15 protein-coding genes and 2 pseudogenes are annotated in these 16,252 nt (G+C 67.3%); 3 read left to right on the top strand and 14 right to left on the bottom strand.

Annotated features, from left to right (window positions below; genetic code table 11):
- Window positions 1-9: 9 nt before the first annotated feature.
- The 10 genes and pseudogenes from efeB to V9G04_04370 form a co-directional block, all read right to left on the bottom strand.
- Complete coding sequence (gene efeB, locus V9G04_04415; GenBank protein ID MEI2712545.1) at window positions 10-1,230, bottom strand: iron uptake transporter deferrochelatase/peroxidase subunit; 1,221 nt, start codon at window positions 1,228-1,230, stop codon at window positions 10-12.
- Window positions 1,231-2,388, bottom strand: a complete 1,158-nt coding sequence (gene efeO / locus V9G04_04410; protein ID MEI2712544.1) for an iron uptake system protein EfeO — start codon at window positions 2,386-2,388, stop codon at window positions 1,231-1,233.
- A 28-nt stretch (window positions 2,389-2,416) separates the two neighbouring features.
- Window positions 2,417-3,274, bottom strand: a complete 858-nt coding sequence (gene efeU, locus V9G04_04405) for an iron uptake transporter permease EfeU (protein MEI2712543.1) — start codon at window positions 3,272-3,274, stop codon at window positions 2,417-2,419.
- A 42-nt stretch (window positions 3,275-3,316) separates the two neighbouring features.
- Window positions 3,317-4,345 carry a hypothetical protein gene (locus tag V9G04_04400; GenBank protein ID MEI2712542.1) on the bottom strand — a complete coding sequence of 343 codons (1,029 nt, stop codon included), beginning with the start codon at window positions 4,343-4,345 and terminating at the stop codon, window positions 3,317-3,319.
- 95 nt (window positions 4,346-4,440) lie between these two features.
- Window positions 4,441-5,469: a ketol-acid reductoisomerase gene (ilvC, locus tag V9G04_04395; protein MEI2712541.1), complete on the bottom strand. Its 1,029-nt coding sequence runs from the start codon at window positions 5,467-5,469 to the stop codon at window positions 4,441-4,443.
- A 57-nt stretch (window positions 5,470-5,526) separates the two neighbouring features.
- A complete protein-coding gene (gene ilvN, locus V9G04_04390) occupies window positions 5,527-6,057 on the bottom strand; it encodes an acetolactate synthase small subunit (GenBank protein MEI2712540.1) in 531 nt (176 codons plus the stop codon).
- Between the two features lie 7 nt (window positions 6,058-6,064).
- A pseudogene (locus tag V9G04_04385) lies at window positions 6,065-7,837 on the bottom strand (acetolactate synthase large subunit).
- A 269-nt stretch (window positions 7,838-8,106) separates the two neighbouring features.
- Window positions 8,107-8,781 carry a 4a-hydroxytetrahydrobiopterin dehydratase gene (locus V9G04_04380; GenBank protein MEI2712539.1) on the bottom strand — a complete coding sequence of 225 codons (675 nt, stop codon included), beginning with the start codon at window positions 8,779-8,781 and terminating at the stop codon, window positions 8,107-8,109.
- 19 nt (window positions 8,782-8,800) lie between these two features.
- Window positions 8,801-9,208, bottom strand: a complete 408-nt coding sequence (locus V9G04_04375; GenBank protein MEI2712538.1) for a VOC family protein — start codon at window positions 9,206-9,208, stop codon at window positions 8,801-8,803.
- Window positions 9,209-9,221: 13 nt separating this feature from the next.
- Complete coding sequence (locus V9G04_04370) at window positions 9,222-9,947, bottom strand: GNAT family protein (protein ID MEI2712537.1); 726 nt, start codon at window positions 9,945-9,947, stop codon at window positions 9,222-9,224.
- Between the two features lie 42 nt (window positions 9,948-9,989).
- On the opposite strand from V9G04_04370, the gene V9G04_04365 reads away from it, so the two are divergent.
- Window positions 9,990-10,436, top strand: a complete 447-nt coding sequence (locus V9G04_04365) for a hypothetical protein (GenBank protein MEI2712536.1) — start codon at window positions 9,990-9,992, stop codon at window positions 10,434-10,436.
- Here V9G04_04365 and V9G04_04360 read toward each other — a convergent pair.
- Genes V9G04_04360 through V9G04_04345 form a run of 4 tightly spaced genes read right to left on the bottom strand, consistent with a single transcriptional unit; the run spans window position 10,423 to window position 14,738 of the window.
- Window positions 10,423-11,631 carry an aminotransferase class V-fold PLP-dependent enzyme gene (locus V9G04_04360; GenBank protein MEI2712535.1) on the bottom strand — a complete coding sequence of 403 codons (1,209 nt, stop codon included), beginning with the start codon at window positions 11,629-11,631 and terminating at the stop codon, window positions 10,423-10,425. The genes V9G04_04365 and V9G04_04360 overlap by 14 nt on opposite strands.
- 41 nt (window positions 11,632-11,672) lie before the next feature.
- On the bottom strand, window positions 11,673-12,545 hold the full coding sequence (locus tag V9G04_04355) for a hypothetical protein (GenBank protein MEI2712534.1): 873 nt from the start codon (window positions 12,543-12,545) through the stop codon (window positions 11,673-11,675).
- On the bottom strand, window positions 12,545-14,227 hold the full coding sequence (gene ilvD / locus V9G04_04350) for a dihydroxy-acid dehydratase (protein MEI2712533.1): 1,683 nt from the start codon (window positions 14,225-14,227) through the stop codon (window positions 12,545-12,547). The genes V9G04_04355 and ilvD overlap by 1 nt, the downstream gene beginning before the upstream one ends.
- 58 nt (window positions 14,228-14,285) lie before the next feature.
- On the bottom strand, window positions 14,286-14,738 hold the full coding sequence (locus V9G04_04345) for an SRPBCC family protein (GenBank protein MEI2712532.1): 453 nt from the start codon (window positions 14,736-14,738) through the stop codon (window positions 14,286-14,288).
- A 262-nt stretch (window positions 14,739-15,000) separates the two neighbouring features.
- On the opposite strand from V9G04_04345, the pseudogene V9G04_04340 reads away from it, so the two are divergent.
- Together V9G04_04340 and V9G04_04335 are read left to right on the top strand one after the other, a co-directional pair.
- Window positions 15,001-15,693, top strand: a pseudogene (locus V9G04_04340) (threonine/serine exporter family protein).
- A 39-nt stretch (window positions 15,694-15,732) separates the two neighbouring features.
- Window positions 15,733-16,230, top strand: coding sequence for a threonine/serine exporter family protein (locus V9G04_04335; GenBank protein MEI2712531.1), 498 nt, complete (start codon window positions 15,733-15,735; stop codon window positions 16,228-16,230).
- Window positions 16,231-16,252 lie beyond the last annotated feature (22 nt).

Genomic DNA, 16,252 nt, shown 5'->3' with positions numbered 1-16,252 from the left:
AACTGACTCTTATGCGAACAGTGCGTCTCCGATCGACCCACCTGGACGTCGTACGCCGGGAGGACACGCGAACAGCGCTGAGCCGGTGTGCTGGAGATATTCCGAGAGCCGGTCGGTGCGCGCCATCGCCGTCTGCATGGGGATGTAGTGCGTGGCGGGGTCGGCCACGTAGGCGAGGAAGAACAGGCCCGCGTCGAGTCGACCCAGGGCGTTGGTGCCATCGACGAAGTTGTAGCCACGACGCAGCATGCGTACGCCACCGTTGTTGTCGGGGTGCGCCATGGCCACGTGCGAGGTGGGGTCGACCAGAGGGAGCCCCTCTCGCCCGGTCAAGGCGAAGTCTGGCTCGGTGAACTCTTCACCACCCGACAGCGGAGCACCCTCGGCTTTGGACCTGCCGATCACCAGTTCCTGCTCACGCAGCGACTGCCGGTCCCAGGTCTCGATCGTCATGTTGATCCGCCGTGCGATCAGATAACTGCCGCCCGCGAGCCACCCGTCACCCACCCACACGTGTTCGTCGAGCGCATCGGTCTCCTCGGCCTTGACGTTCATCGTGCCGTCCTTGAAGCCGAAGAGATTGCGTGGCGTGTCCTGGCTGACCGACGTCGAGGACGTACGCCCGAAGCCCAGCTGTGACCAGCGGATCGCCGCACGTCCCATGGCGATCCGCGCCAGATTGCGGATCGCGTGCACCGCCACCTGGGGATCCTGTGCGCAGGCTTGGACGCAGAGGTCGCCATCGCTGCGGGCCGGGTCCAGATTGTCGGCCGGGAAGTGCGGCAGCCGCACGAGTGCGTCTGGCCGTTTGTCGCCCAGGCCGAACCGATCGTCGAACAGCGACGGCCCGAAACCGAAGGTGATAGTGAGGCCGCTCGCGTCCAGCCCGATCGCTTCCCCGGTGTCGTCGGGTGGGGCGTCGTAGTCCCCGCTAGTCGCGCCGATCTCCCCCGCTGACTCGCCGCGCATCATCCGCGCGGCTGCGTCGGTCCACTCGGCCAGGAGCAACCGCAACTCGTCGACGTCCTTCGTGGTCACGTCGAACGCGGCGAAGTGCAAACGATCCTGAGCCGGAGTGACGATGCCGCTTTGGTGTACGCCGAAGAAGTCGTACGCGTGATCCGTCGTTGCGGTGACCTGCCTGGCGTCTGCCGAGACGAACGCGGCAGCACCCACGCTCACCGCAGCACCGGCTCCGGTGCCGAAGAGTCCGCGCCGGGAGACGCGCACTCAGATCACCGCTGCAGCGAGTTTGGACAACGGCTCGCTGAGCGCGTTGACCGCGTCGGAGAGGGCCTTGACCTGCTCGGCGCTGAGTTGGTCGTACGTCACGAAGCCGTCGCCCTCCTTGTGCTCGTCCAGCAGGGTCTGCAGCTCGGCGAACCGCGTGTCGATCTGCTCGGCGAGCTCAGCATCGTTCTTCGCCACGATCGGCTTCACCCCGTCGAAGGCAACCCGCGCACCGTCGACGTTGGCCTGGAAGTCCCAAAGGTCGGTACGCGACCAGTACTCCTCCTCGCCGGTGACCTTGCCGGTCGCGACCTCGTCGAGCAGACCGCGCGAACCGTTGGCGATCTGGTCCACGGTGTAGGTCAGCTCGGGCACCCGCTCACCGAGAATCTCGGTGTTGGCCATCAGGTCGTCGGCGTACTTCGCGCGCTGCTTGGGCTTTAGCGCGACGTAGTCCTCGGCGCGCTGGGGCCACAGGTCCTTCTCGATGCGGTGCCAGCCGGTCCACTTCTCGCCCTCGGCGAGGTCGGCCTCGCGTGCGTCCATCTTGGGATCGAGGTCGCCGAAGGACTCGGCGACGGTCTCGATGCGCTCCCAGTGCGTACGCGCGACCGGGTAGAGCGCACGGGCGGCGTCATCGTCCCCGGTCTTGTAGAGGTCGACGAACTCGTGGGTCTTCTCGACCAACTGCTGGGTCTGGTCCTCGACATAGGCCGCGTAGTTCGCCAGCGCCTGGTCGACCAACTCGGCGTCGGCGGCGGAGACGTCCACCTCCTCGTCCGACTCGGTGGCGGTGAAGTCACCGCGGATGCCCTCGCCCACCATGCCCGGCTTGCACGCAGTCACGTACGACCCCTCGGGCGCCACCAGCGTCAGGTCGCGGGTGAGGCCGGGACCGATGTTCTCCACCTCGCCGACGATGCGCAGGCCGTCCTCGGCCAGGAGGTAGAACTCGGTGACGTCCGAGCCGGTGTTCTTGACCGTGAAGGTGAGCTTGCCGGCCGGCGCCTCCTCGGCAGAGAGGTCGCACGCATCGGCGGACGACTCCACCGCGATGGTGCGCTCGTCACCTGACCCGGCGCTGGAGACGTTCTCGGTGCAGCCGGCAAGAGCGCCGCCCAGGACGAGCACGGCGAGAGTGGGCAGGAGTCGACGCATGATGTGTGCTTTCGTTCGAACGGGTGGGTCAGACGGCGGCCGGAGTGGGCGCCTGGGGGGCCGCCGCCCGATCGCGACGGCGGATCGAGCGGAGGAAGAGGGTCATCACGGGGATGACGTACGCCAGCCAGGCGATACCTTCGAAGACCGTGGTGCGTGGGGAGAAGTTGAAGATGCCCTTCAGCAAGGTGCCGTACCACGAGGTCGGCGGGATCTGCTCGGAGACATCGAAGAGCAGGGTGTGCAGGCCGGGCAGGAAGCGCGCCTCCTGCAAGTCGTGGATGCCGTACGCCAGCACGCCGCCCGCGACGATGATCAAGAACGCCCCGGTCCAGGTGAAGAAGCGACTCAGGTTGATCCGAACGGCGCCGCGGTAGATCAGATACCCCAGGAGCACCGCCGTGACGATGCCGAGCCCGGCCCCGATTAGCGGCTGCCACGTGGCGCCACCACCGTCGGTGGTGGCCTTGGTCGCCGCCCACAGGAACAACGCGGTCTCTAAGCCCTCACGACCCACGGCCAGCATCGCCACCAAGGCCAACGCCCAGCGTCCGGCCTCGGCCGCGTCATCGATGCGCCCGCGCAACTCGGCGCCCAGACCCTTGGCGGCCGAGGCCATCCAGAAGACCATCCAGGTGACGAAGCCGACCGCGATGATCGACAACGTGCCGCCGATGAGTTCTTGGGCCTCGAAGGTGAGGCCGCGCGGGCCGAAGGTCAACAAGGCGCCGAACCCGAGACTGATCACCACCGCGAGCGCGACCCCGGCCCAGATCCGGGGCAGCAGATGGGTGCGCTGCGACTTCACCAGATAGGCGACCAGGATGCTGACAACCAGGGCGGCTTCGAGGCCCTCGCGCAGGCCGATCAGATAGTTGGCGAACACTAATCGAGAGTAACACCAGTTTTAGGTGTGCCTAACCTAATTTCAAGTGAGATCTGGGGCACGCCGGCCGGCGGGCACCAGGTCCACCACCGCCGTGACGAGCCCCTCGACCGGTCCCCGAGTCCACGGACGCGGCAGGCGGAGCAGTCCCCAGGCGACCGCCACCACGAACGAGCCGGCGATCAGGATGAACAGGTTGAGCCAACTGTCGTCGCCCAGGGCGATGTGGTGCACGTAGTAGGCCAACCAGAGGATCTGCAAGACGTACAACGTCAAGGTCATCTCCCCCACCCACGCGAGCGGTTGCACGACCGCGCGCGGGAGCAGGCGAGCAGCACCGAAGACGGTGAGCGTCACCGCCGAGGCCAGCACGGCGATGAACACCATCTCCAGCGGGGTGGTCTGATAGGCGTGGATCGTGATGAGTCCACGCGTCTGCGCCACCGACAGCACGCCACTGAGCCCGAGCAAGCCCAGGCCTGCCAGCAGGCAGGTACGCCCCTCGGTCCGGCTGCCGTCGACCGGCACCACCCAACGCGCGATGAGCACGCCCAGAGACGCCATCAACACCAACACCGCCAACGGGTAGCGCGAGTGCGCCACCGCGTGGATCATCAGGCCTCGCCACGTCGCAGCCGGATCGGCTGCCGCGAAACCCGGCGCCCAGGCCGACACCGCGGGCGCCACGACCGCCGAGACCACACCGATCCCGACCCAGGCAGGCCACGGCAGTCGCGGCACCAGCGCCAAGAGGATCGTCAACACGCCTAGTGGGACGAGCACGATGAGGACCTGAGATCCCGCGCGCACGAGCAGGATGCCGATCACGATCAACGCGATCCCGCGGATCAACGCGCCGAAGAGGTGGGCCAGGTAGGAGCGGCGCCGCGACCCCAACTCGGATCCGGCGCCGACGAGTAGACCGAAGAGCGGGAAGGTCAAGAACTCGGAAAGGCCGAGGATCGCCATCGGTCCCGGCGTGGGAGCCACGTGGGCCACGAACATCGAGATCACCGCGGCGGCGCGAACAGCGTCGAGGGACAGGTCGCGATTGGTCGCGGGAAGATTCACCGGGCGATTGTCACAGATGCGGCCGGTCCCTGGTGTCGAGCGTACGAAACGGGGGTTGAGCGGACCGCGGTCCGCTCAACCCCCGTTGTGGTCGCTCAGCGCGAGGAGGTGCCCTCGGTGTAGTCGGAGTCGTGGCTCTTGACCCACGCCATCAGCTTGCGCAGTTCGCGGCCGGTCTGCTCGATCGGGTGCTTCTCCTCGGCCTCACGGAACGCCTTGAACTCCGGCGCACCGGCGTCCTGGTCGTTGATGAAGCGCTCGGCGAAGGCACCGTTCTTGATGTCGGCCAGCACAGCTTGCATGTTGGCCTTGACGTCAGGGGTGATCACCCGCGGGCCGGAGACGTAGTCGCCGTACTCGGCCGTGTCCGAGACCGACCAGCGCTGCTTGGCGATGCCGCCTTCGTACATCAGGTCGACGATGAGCTTGAGTTCGTGCAGGCACTCGAAGTACGCCACCTCGGGCTGGTAGCCGGCCTCGATCAGCGTCTCGAAGCCGTACTGCACCAACTTGGAGGCGCCACCACACAGCACCGCCTGCTCACCGAACAGGTCGGTCTCGGTCTCCTCGGCGAAGGTGGTCTTGATGCCACCGGCACGCAGACCACCGATGCCCTTGGCGTACGACAGCGCGAGCGGCCAGGTGTTGCCCGACTCGTCCTTCTCCACCGCCACCAGGACCGGGACGCCGCGTCCGTCGACGTACTCACGGCGTACGAGGTGGCCAGGACCCTTGGGCGCCACCATGAAGACGTCGACGCCCTCGGGCGGGGTGATGTAGCCGAAGCGGATGTTGAAGCCATGGCCGAAGACCAGCGTGTCGCCGGGGGTCAGGCCGGGCTCGATCTCGTTCTTGTACAGGGTGCGCTGCACCTGGTCGGGCGCGAGGATGACGATGACGTCGGCCTCTTCGACAGCCTCGGCGGGCGTCACGACCCGCAGGCCCTCGGCCTCGGCCTTGGCGCGCGACTTGCTGCCCTCCTGCAAGCCGACGCGGACGTCGACACCGGAGTCGCGCAAGCTCAGCGCGTGGGCGTGACCCTGGCTGCCGTAGCCGATGACGGCCACGTTCTTGCCCTGGATCAGGCTCAGGTCAGCGTCGTCGTCGTAGAACATCTCAGCCACTGGTGGCTCTCTTTCTTGGTTGGGTGTGGAACTGCTTGGTCTTGCTGTGCGTCTGGATCAGACCGCGGGAGTCACCGGCACCGAGACCGGCTTGAGGGTGCGCTCGGAGACCGATCGCGAGCCCCGGCTGATCGCGACGATGCCCGACTGGACGAGTTCGCGGATGCCGAAGGGTTCCAGGACCCGCAACATGTCGGAGATCTTGTCGGAGTTGCCGGTCACCTCGATGGTCACCGTGTCGGGTGAGACATCCACGACGCGGCCTCGGAAGAGGTTGGCCACATCGAGCACGTTGCCACGGCTCTCGTGGTCGGCCTTGACCTTGACCATGATGAGTTCGCGGGCGACCGCAGAGTCGAGTTCGACGATCTTGATGACCTCGACCAGCTTGTTGAGTTGCTTGGTCACCTGTTCCAGCGGCGACTCCTCGACATTGACCACGATGGTCATCCGCGAGATGTCGTCGTGCTCCGTGGGACCCACGGCCAGCGATTCGATGTTGAAGCCGCGCCGCGAGAACAGTCCGGCGATGCGGGCCAGGACGCCTGGCTTGTCCTCGACCAGCACGGAGAGGGTGTGTGTCGTCATCGTGGCCTCACAGATCCTGGTCGTCGAAGTCGGGCGCGAGGTCGCGGGCGTACTTGATGTCGTCGTTGGACGTGCCGGCGGCGACCATCGGCCACACCATCGCATCGCGGTGGACGCGGAAGTCGACGACGACCGGCTGATCGTTGATGGCCATCGCCTTCTCGATCGTGGCGTCGACCTGGTCCGGCGACTCACACGACAGACCCACGCAGCCGTACGCGTCGGCGAGCTTGACGAAGTCGGGGATCCGCTTGCTGTGCAGGTCGGTGTTGGAGTAGCGCTCGTTGTAGAACAGCGTCTGCCACTGCCGCACCATGCCGAGCGACTCGTTGTTGATGATCGCGACCTTGATCGGGATGTCGTTGATCGCGCAGGTAGCCAACTCCTGGTTGGTCATCTGGAAGCAACCGTCGCCGTCGACCGCCCACACCGTGGCGTCGGGGCGACCCACCTTCGCACCCATCGCAGCCGGGACGGCGTACCCCATCGTGCCGAGGCCGCCGGAGTTGATCCACGTGTTGGGGTGCTCATAACCGACGTAGTGCGCGGCCCACATCTGGTGCTGACCGACACCCGCGGTGATGATCGTCTCGCTGCCGGAGATCTCGCCGAGTCGTTCCAGGACGTATTGCGGGGCCAGCGAGCCGTCGGCGGGGGTGTCGTACCCGAGCGGGTATCGCTTCTTGGTCCCCGACAAGAACGCGACCCACGCCTCGTAGTCGCCAGTGTTGCCCTTGTCGGCTTCGGCTTGGAGGGAGGCGAGGAGTTCCACGATCGTCTCGCGGGCGTCGCCCACGATCGGGACGTCGGCATACCGGTTCTTGCCGATCTCCGCAGGATCGATGTCGGCGTGGATCACCTGCGCGCCCGGCGCGAACGAATCGAGGTTGCCGGTCACCCGGTCATCGAAGCGAGCACCCAGGCTGATGATCAGATCACTGCGCTGCAGGCCCGCGACTGCGGCGACCGTGCCGTGCATGCCGGGCATGCCGAGGTGTTGGGGATGGCTGTCGGGGAACGCTCCGCGCGCCATCAGCGTCGTGACGACCGGCATGCCGGTGAACTCCGCGAGAGCACGAAGTTCCCGGCTGGCGCCGGCTCGGATCACGCCGCCGCCCACGTAGAGAACCGGACGCTTGGCGTCGAGGATCAGCCGGGTCGCCTCGCGGATCTGCTTGTGGTGCGGCTTGGTGATCGGACGGTAGCCCGGGAGCACGATTTCGCTCGGCCACTCAAAAGTGGTGCGCGCCGTCTGCGCCGACTTGGCGATGTCCACGAGCACCGGCCCAGGTCGCCCCGTGGAGGCGATGTGGAAAGCCTCGGCGATCGTACGAGGGATGTCGCGCGGGTCGGTGACCAGGAAGTTGTGCTTGGTGATCGGCATCGTGATGCCGCGGATGTCGGCCTCTTGGAACGCGTCAGTGCCGATGGCGTTGGCGTTGACCTGACCCGTCACGGCGACCAGCGGCACGGAATCCATGTGCGCGTCGGCCAGAGGAGTCACGAGGTTGGTCGCACCGGGGCCGCTGGTGGCCATGCAGACACCGACGCGACCGGTGGCGGCGGCGTACCCCTGCGCCGCGTGGCCGGCGCCCTGCTCGTGGCGTACGAGGATGTGCCGAATCTTCGTCGAGTCCATCAAGGGGTCGTACGCCGGGAGGATCGTGCCCCCTGGGATGCCGAAGATGTCGGTGACGCCTGCGTTCTCCAGGGATCGGATCAGGCTCTGGGCGCCGGTAATGGTGCCGTCCTGCTCGCTCATCGTGCTTCCTTCGTCTGGTGCTTGGCTCTGCTCCGACCGAGGCCGGTTTGCCCAACAAAAAAACCCCCGGCCATTGTGGCAGCGAGGGTTTGACGCGCGTGGTGGGGACTGGGTGTCCGGATCACCTCACGCGTCGCGTGCGTACAAGAATGTCCTTGCGCATGCGCTAACCGTCGCTGCCGGGGTCATGCCGCGTCAACCCAGTCTTCCATGCGTCCCACTATTTGGTACGCCAGTCCCACGATCTGGCAGGTTGAGCCGCAGGGTCTGGGGCGTGGACCCGCGGGTCAGCGCCCGTGGGTCGTACAGATGCACGACCTGTTGCCGTCCGCGTCCGCGATCACCCAGTACGCCGGGGCCGCGTCATCGCTGACGAGTGTCCCGCCGGCATCGAGGACCGCCTGGAGCCTCCGCTCGGCGTCGTCGTAGGGCACCCACACGTCGAGGTGCCAGCGCTGCTCGTGATCTTGCGCGGGCAGAGCGGGCTCATCTTCGCCGTGCTCGGGGGTCTGCCACCACAGCGTCGGCACCTGGCCGCTGGGGTCGACTGGCTCGCCGTTGTCGAGGTCTGCGCCCAGCAGGGCCGCATAGATCGGCGCGTTGGCCTCGGGATTGCGGGTGTCGAGGCCGGGTTCGAGTTGGGTCAGCAACGAGGTGTCGGCGCTCGCACCCGCCTCGGCGGCGTACGCACTGATCTGGCGCGCCAGGTCGAGGTCTCGGCTGGTGATGCCGCCGACATCGTGGCTGCTGAGCGTGACGATCACCTCGGGGTAAGTGAGGGTGATGTCGGGGTGATGATTCGCCGCCTCTGCGGCCTCCCCGATGCGGTCGACCAGCGCGAGCCCGGTGGCGAAATCGCCGGTCTTGAATCTGGCTCGGATCCCGCTCAGCAGTTGGCGCCAGTCGCCCAGGTCGGCATCGCGGATCTCGGTCGCGGACAGCTTCTGCTTGGGATCGGTCATACCTCGACCATGCCACGGATCAGGGCAGAACGCTCTGGCCGATCACGCCGGGGTTGAAGCAGATCTCCCAACGGAAGCCGTCCGGGTCGCTGAAGTAGCCCGAGTAGCCGCCCCACTCTCGCTCCTGCGCTCCGCGCACCTCGGCCCCGAGACGCCGGGCGGTTTCGAGCACCGAGTCGACGCCCTTCTTGGTCCGCAGGTTGTGCGCGAGCGTGAGCGGCGGGGTGCCGTACGACGGCGGCACACCGACCTCGGCCTCGAAACTCTCGGCATCCCACAACGACAGGATCACTTTGTCGGCCACGCGGAACATCAACACGTCCGGCGCCTGGAGGTCGGGTTCCCAGCCGAGTCCGTCGATATAGAACGCGCGGCTCGCGGCCAGGTCGCGTACGGCCAGGGTCACGAAACTCAGTCGCTGTTCCATGCCGACCAGCCTGTCACGCTCGCGCCAACGGCTCGCGCTGCTCGCCCTCGTCGGTGAAGTTCTCCGGAGCCAGCCACGCCTCCAGCCGCGACTTGGCCTCGGGCCATTCGGTGTCGAGCATCGAATACCAGTCTGTGTCGCGATTGCGTCCCTTGTACGCGATCGCATTGCGGTGACGACCCTCGTAGCTGAACCCGAGCCGCTCAGCCGCCCGAGCGCTCGGCTCGTTGCACGAGTCGAGCTTCCACTCCAGACGCCGGTAGCCGAGATCCTCGAAGACGTGCTTCATCACCAGGTACGTCGCCTCGGTGCTCGCGGGAGTCCGTTGCACGTTGCGGGCATAGATGATGCCGCCCACCTCGATCGAACCGTTGCCCGGATCGATGCGATAGAGACTCGTCATGCCACTGGCTTGACTGCTGGTCAGCGGGATCACGGCGTACGTCACGTGGTCGGTGTCGCCGGCTCCAGCGGCCAGGAGTCGCGCGGCCTCGGCCACCGAGTCGGGCGGGGTCAGGTCGAGTCGATAGGTCCACAGGTCGGCGTTCTCGTCGCCTCCGAGGGAGTCGAAGAGGGGCTGCGCGTGCTCGGCGGCCAGAGGTTCGAGACGTACGAACCGTCCTTCCAGTGTGCGCTTATCGGGATGCGCCGCACCCTGCCACTCCCCCAGGTCAGCGCCGAGGGGCTGGTGGTACTCGTTGGTGCGGGCGATCTCGGGGTGCTGGCGTTCGAGCGTCACGACCTCACCCTAGGGCGACGCGCGGCCTGGCAGGATCGACGTATGGCGCTCTCCTCATTGCTTCAGCAGGCCAGGCAGGCCACGACCGCGATCCCGCGGCTCTCCAAGGCGGCGCTGAGCGCCGGACTCGGTCCGGCGGGCGCGGCACAGGTGGTGATGATCTCCGGCCAGGCGTTGCGCGTGGCGGCCGGTCAGGCGGGCGAGCCGGGACGGCAGAACGCGGTGCGCCACTTCATCTGGCAGTCGTTGTTGACCGCGCGGTTCGGCCGCGATGTGGCAGCCTCGATCGCCGAGGCGCAGGAGGTAGGCACCCCGGACCTGACCGACTCCAAGGTCGACCGGCACAACAACGCGGTCGGTCAGGCCTATGGCGAGGAGCACGCGAACGAATACGGCGATCTCCCCATCGCCGACGCCCTGGCCAGACTCACCGAGGTCGCCCTGACGAAGTGGGCCGCCGACGAGTTGATCTGGGTCAAGAAGCACTGACCAGGACGTCTCGGGTCGCCCGCAGACCCGCCTCGACTTCGGCGAACGAGGTGGACAGCGGCGACAACCCGATCCGCAGGCCGCCAGGATCGCGATAGTCCGGGATGACGTCGCGCTGCCACAGCGCCGCGACCACCTGCTTCATCGCGGGGTGGTGCACCGTGACATGTCCGCCACGTTGCGTCGGGTCGCGGGGGCTGGCCATGCTCGCCCCGAGCGGAGCCAGCAGTTCGTCGGCGAGTTCGACCGCGTACGAGGTGAGCGCCACCGATTTGGCCCGGACCGCCTCGATCCCGGCCTCCTCGATGAGTGCCAGCATGTCGGTAACCCCGAGTGTGGCGGTGATCGGGGGTGTGCCGGAGATGAAACGCCGGATCCCGGCCGCCGGGGCGTACCCCGGCCCCATCAGGAACGGATCGGCGTGGCCCATCCAGCCGGTGATCGGCTGGGAAATGCCCTGACGCTCGGTCGCGACGTAACCGAATGCGGGCGAGCCGGGGCCACCGTTGAGATATTTGTACGAGCACCCGACCGCGAAGTCGACACCCCACTCGTCGAGCGCCAGCGGGACCGACCCCACCGAGTGACACAGGTCGAGCAGGATCGCGGCACCGGCCTCGTGGGTCAGCCGGGTGAGTTCGGCGGCGTCGAGGAGGTAGGCAGAGCGGTAGGCCACGTGCGACACCACCACCAGGGCGGTGCGCTCGGACAGGGCGTCGGCGAGGAGTTCAGCGGTGACGCCGAGCGTACGGTCGACCTCGATCCAGCGAAGTTTCAACCCGCGCTCGGCCGCGATCGACTCGACCAGATAGCGGTCGGTCGGGAAGTTGTCGGTGTCGACGACGATCTCGTCGCGCCCGGCAGGAGCCGCGTCCACGGCGGCGCGGATCAGCTTGTACAGCAGCACGGTCGTGGAGTCGCCGACGAATGTCTGCCCGGGAACAGCACCGAGACAGACCCGCCCGATCTCGTCACCCAGCGTGAGCGGCAGGTCGTACCACTTCTCGTCCCAGCCCCGGATCAGCCGCCCGCCCCACTCTTCGCGGACGAACTGCTCCATCCTGACTGCCGTCTCGGTCAACGGGCGCCCCAACGAATTGCCGTCGAAATAGACCAACGGCGAGGTGGCCCCGACGAAGCGGTAGCGGTGCTCGGCGAGCGGGTCGGCGGCATCGAGTGCGGCGGCGGACTGCATAGTCCGGTTCTAGCCGAACTCCTGGCCCAGGGGAACAAGCCTCACTGATACGACACGAAGCGGATCGCTTTGTCGATCCTGCGGACAGCCTTGCCACCCATTCGCGGGTCGTCGAGGTCGAGGAACACCATGAAGCCGGTGGTGAAGCGCTTTGGTTTCGCCAGTGCGCGGTAGGTCGCGGTCTTGCCCGCGGGAGTGCCGACCGCGTCGATGTGTTGCACCGTGGCGAGCTCCGCGCGTCTCTTCACCTTCGTGAGCCCCCGGACGTTGCCGGACTTGTACATATGGAAGAGGAAGACCTTCTGCGGCAGCCGCTCGCGTTCGACCAGGCGGGCCAGCCAGCGCGACGTACGGTTCAACTCCCGTGCGGAGACCGAGCCGATGTCTTGACCGGGGATCTGGTCGTCTTTCATCCGCCACTCGGGATCGAGCGCGACGCCGACCCAGGGATCTTTCAGCGCCCACTCCCAGCGCTTGAGCACGTCGAGAAACGACTCTCGGCCGGGCTGGATGTCGAGCAACAACAACGCCTTGTTGCGGTGCGCCGCGTCGATGTATTCCTGCACCTTGGAGTGCAGCAGGTCGTGGTTGTAGTTGCCGTCCGTGCCGGGGTCTGGGTCGGCGATGGTGGCGACCAGTTCGTAGACGGGCAGCACCTGCTCGCCGGGACGCGTCAACTTCTTGCCCTGCTTGACCATCTTCTCGTACGCCCGATCCGGCGAACGCTGCCCGAGCACCATCGAGGTGCTCGGGTGCGCGAAACCGTAGTGCGCGATCAGGACGCGGTCGTTGCCGAAGATCTTGGTGCCACCGCCGGGCAGTTGCGGGACCCGACCGGTCAGGGCGTACGCCGACAGCCCGCCGGCCACCACGGCAAGGACGACGAGCAGACCCAGAACCCGAGAACGAAGCATCAGCCGCAGACAGCCCCGTGCGCGGCTGACTGCACGACCTTGGCGTACTTGCCGAGCACGCCGCGGGTGTACTTGGGCGGGTTGGGCACCCACCCGTCCTGGCGGTCGGCGAGTTCAGCCTCGTCGATGGTCACGTCGAGCGACATGCCCGCCACGTCGAGGGTGATCGGGTCGCCGTCGCGTACGAACGCAATCGGCCCGCCGTCAACCGCCTCCGGCGCGATGTGGCCCACGCAGAGTCCGGTCGTACCGCCGCTGAAGCGACCGTCGGTGATCAGCAGGACGTCCTTGCCCAGGCCGGCGCCCTTGATGGCGCCGGTGATGGCCAGCATCTCGCGCATGCCCGGTCCGCCCTTGGGGCCTTCGTAGCGGATCACCACCACGTCACCGGCCTTGATCGCGCCTTCAGCCAGGGCGTCGAGGGCCGCGCGTTCGCCGTCGAAGACCCGCGCGGTGCCGGTGAAGGTGGTGTCGTCGAAGCCCGCGCTCTTGACCACCGCTCCCTCGGGGGCCAGCGAGCCATGCAGGATCGTGATGCCGCCGGTCTTGTGGATCGGGGCGTCGAACGTACGCAACACGTCGCCGTCGAGGTGTTGCGGCGCCAGTGCCTCCAGGTTCTCGCGCATCGTCTTGCCGGTGACCGTGAGGCAGTCGCCGTCCATCAGTCCGGCGTCGAGCAGTGCCTTCATCACGACGGGGATGCCGCCGATCTTGTCGACATCGTTCATCACGAAGCGGCCGAACGGTTTGAGGTCGCCGATATGCGGCACCTTCGCCCCGATCCGGTTGAAGTCCTCCAGCGTCAGGTCGACCTCCGCCTCGCGGGCGATCGCGAGAAGGTGCAGCACCGCATTGGTGGAGCCGCCCAGCGCCATCACGACGGCGATGGCGTTCTCGAAGGCGGGCTTGGTCATGATCTGGCGCGCCGTGATGCCCTCGCGCAGCATGTGGACGACCGCCTCGCCCGAGCGATGCGCGAAGCCGTCGCGGCGGCGGTCGACGGCCGGCGGGGCGGCGCTGCCGGGCAGCGACATCCCGAGCGCCTCGGCGACGCTGGCCATGGTGTTCGCGGTGTACATGCCACCGCACGCGCCCTCGCCGGGGCAGATCGCGCGCTCGACCTTGTCGACCTCTTCGCGGGTCATCTTGCCGGCCAGACACGCACCGACCGCCTCGAAGGCATCGATGATCGTGACATCCTCTCCGTCCACCTGGCCCGGCATGATCGAGCCGGCGTACAAGAAGACGCTGGCCAGATCCAGCCGCGCGGCTGCCATCAACATTCCCGGCAGGGACTTGTCGCAGCCTGCGAGCAGGACCGACCCGTCGAGGCGTTCGGCCATCATCACGGTCTCGACCGAGTCGGCGATGACCTCACGCGAGACCAGCGAGAAGTGCATCCCCTCGTGGCCCATGGAAATGCCGTCGGAGACAGAGATCGTGCCGAACTCCAACGGGTAGCCACCGGCCGCGTGCACGCCGTTCTTGACCGCCTTGGCGAGCCTGTCGAGGGACAGGTTGCACGGCGTGATCTCGTTCCACGAGGAGGCCACACCGATCTGCGGCTTCTCCCAGTCGTCGTCGCCCATGCCGACCGCGCGCAGCATGCCGCGGGCGGCGGCGCGTTCGAGACCGTCGGTGACGTCGCGGCTACGGGGCTTCAGGTCGGGCGTGTCGCTCATGTCCGAAGAGTATTCCGGCGGCGTAAGGGCCTGTGACCAGCCTCCGGTCGTTGGGACATCAGGACTCGGCTGCGACCTTGAGTTGAGCCAGACCCTTCTCGAAGTCCTTGGCGATCATCTTGTCGAAGAACACGGGTCCGAGCAGGCCCATCAAGAAGTTGCGCTGGCCGGTCATCGTCCAGGTCACCTGGGTGGCGTCCCCGCTCTGCGCCAGGTCGAAGCGCGAGATGTTCTCGGCCTTGAACGGCTTCACGAAGCGCAGATCGATCACGACCTTCGACTGGTCGGACTCGGTGATCTCCATCGAGCCCTCCCCTGCCTTGTTGTTGCCCTGCCAGGCGTAGTGCGAGCCGACTCCACGCGTCGGGCCCGAATAGGTGCGCTTGAGCTCCGGGTCCATTCCCTCCCAGGGTGACCAGTCCGGCCACTCACGAAAGTCGTCGATCAGGTCGTGCACCCGCGCGGGATCCGCCGCGATCGTGGTGCTGCGCGCCAGGGAGAACTCAGCCATGACGGCCATCGTAGGGCCACCCCACCGTCTCCTACCCTGGGCGACGTGACCACGCCGCCACAACCGCCCAAGCCGACGACGCCGTCGGTGTCGGAGTCCTGGCGCGAGCATCTGCGAGCCGCTCTGCGGGCGAGCACGCCAGGCGTACCGGCGATCGCGATGCCCGGCGGCGACGACGTCTCCCAGCAGCATGCGCGCGCCGTGATCGATGTCGCCCTCCGGATCGGTGAGGCGATGCTGACGACCGGAAGCTTCGGCCAGTGTCGTGGTGGATGCCGTGCTGCGCTTCACCCACGCGTACGGCATGCGCTCGACTCACGTCGATGTCACCTTCACCTCGCTCACCGTCTCGATGCACCGCGGACTCGACGAAGACCCGCTGACGGTGATGCGAGTCGTACGCCTGCGCACGCTGGACTACTCACGGCTCGAATCCGTGCAGCGACTGGTCGATCTGGTCGAGGACAGCCCGAAGGGAGGGATGCCGGACATCGCGGACGTACGGTCGCAACTCGCTGCAGCGTTGTCGGCGCCGCACCCCTATTCGCTCTGGGTGGTGACACTCGGGCAGGCGCTGATCGGTGCCGGCGTCGTGGTCCTGTTCGGCGGTGGCTTCGTGACGTGTCTGCTCGCGGGACTGTCGGCGGCGGTGGTGTATCGCATGTCTCTGGTGCTGGCGCGCTGGGGATTCGCGCCGTTCTTCGTACAGGTGCTGGGTGCGGCACTGCCCACTGTGGTCGCCGTCGGCCTCTATCTGGCCGAGGATCGAGGCTTCGGACTGCCTGGCGCCCAGGCCCCGTCCTTGGTCGCGATCGCCGGGATCGTGGTGCTCCTCGCGGGGCTGACCGTCGTCGGCGCGGCCCAGGACGCGATCGACGGCAACTACGTCACAGCGTCTGCGCGCGGGCTCGAGGTCGTGGTGTTGACGGTCGGCATCGCGATCGGCATCTCCACCGTGTTGGGTTTCGCCCAACGTCTGCAGGTGCCCATCGAGATGTCCGGCAACATCGCGGTCATCTCCGATCCGGTCCTGGGCACCCTCGCGGCCGCCGGGATCGGTGCGGGGTTCGCCCTGTCGACCTACACCCGCGTGCGTGCCTCGCTGATCGCGGGACTGATGGCGTCGCTCGTCTGGGCGATCTATGTGCTCGTCGCCCGACTCGAGTTGGAGAACTCCGTCAGTGTCGCCATCGCCGCCGCAGCGGCGGGGGCGCTCGGCGTACTGGGTCATTCGCGACTGCGGGTGCCGGAGCAAGCGATGACGACCGCAGCGATCGTGGCGTTGCTGCCGGGCCTGGCGGTCTATCGGGGGCTTTACCTACTGATCGACCAGCCGACCGGTCGGGTTGGTCCGGGGCTGTCGGAACTGGTCGCGGCCATGGGGATCGGGATGGGTTTGGCCGCAGGTGTCTCGGCCGGGGGGTACGTCGCGCGGCGCAAGCTCGGTCTGACGTTGGTGCTGCCGCGCGGGCGGAGGCGGCCCGCTGCGTAAAAGGTGCTGACTCGGCGGGGAT

The organism is Nocardioides sp. (assembly GCA_037045645.1).
Taxonomy (GTDB): Bacteria; Actinomycetota; Actinomycetes; order Propionibacteriales; family Nocardioidaceae; genus Nocardioides.
Note: the sequence above shows the minus strand (reverse complement) of the source record. Positions and strands in the feature narration are given on the sequence as shown.

What these genes read in the sequence shown, in the direction of transcription:
- efeO (MEI2712544.1), bottom strand. Translation starts at nt 2,388, where the DNA reads ATGCGTCGACTCCTGCCCACTCTCGCCGTGCTCGTCCTGGGCGGCGCT.
- ilvN (MEI2712540.1), bottom strand. Translation starts at nt 6,057, where the DNA reads ATGACGACACACACCCTCTCCGTGCTGGTCGAGGACAAGCCAGGCGTC.
- V9G04_04380 (MEI2712539.1), bottom strand. Translation starts at nt 8,781, where the DNA reads ATGACCGATCCCAAGCAGAAGCTGTCCGCGACCGAGATCCGCGATGCC.
- V9G04_04375 (MEI2712538.1), bottom strand. Translation starts at nt 9,208, where the DNA reads ATGGAACAGCGACTGAGTTTCGTGACCCTGGCCGTACGCGACCTGGCC.
- V9G04_04365 (MEI2712536.1), top strand. Translation starts at nt 9,990, where the DNA reads ATGGCGCTCTCCTCATTGCTTCAGCAGGCCAGGCAGGCCACGACCGCG.
- V9G04_04360 (MEI2712535.1), bottom strand. Translation starts at nt 11,631, where the DNA reads ATGCAGTCCGCCGCCGCACTCGATGCCGCCGACCCGCTCGCCGAGCAC.
- V9G04_04355 (MEI2712534.1), bottom strand. Translation starts at nt 12,545, where the DNA reads ATGCTTCGTTCTCGGGTTCTGGGTCTGCTCGTCGTCCTTGCCGTGGTG.
- ilvD (MEI2712533.1), bottom strand. Translation starts at nt 14,227, where the DNA reads ATGAGCGACACGCCCGACCTGAAGCCCCGTAGCCGCGACGTCACCGAC.
- V9G04_04345 (MEI2712532.1), bottom strand. Translation starts at nt 14,738, where the DNA reads ATGGCTGAGTTCTCCCTGGCGCGCAGCACCACGATCGCGGCGGATCCC.
- V9G04_04335 (MEI2712531.1), top strand. Translation starts at nt 15,733, where the DNA reads ATGTCCGGCAACATCGCGGTCATCTCCGATCCGGTCCTGGGCACCCTC.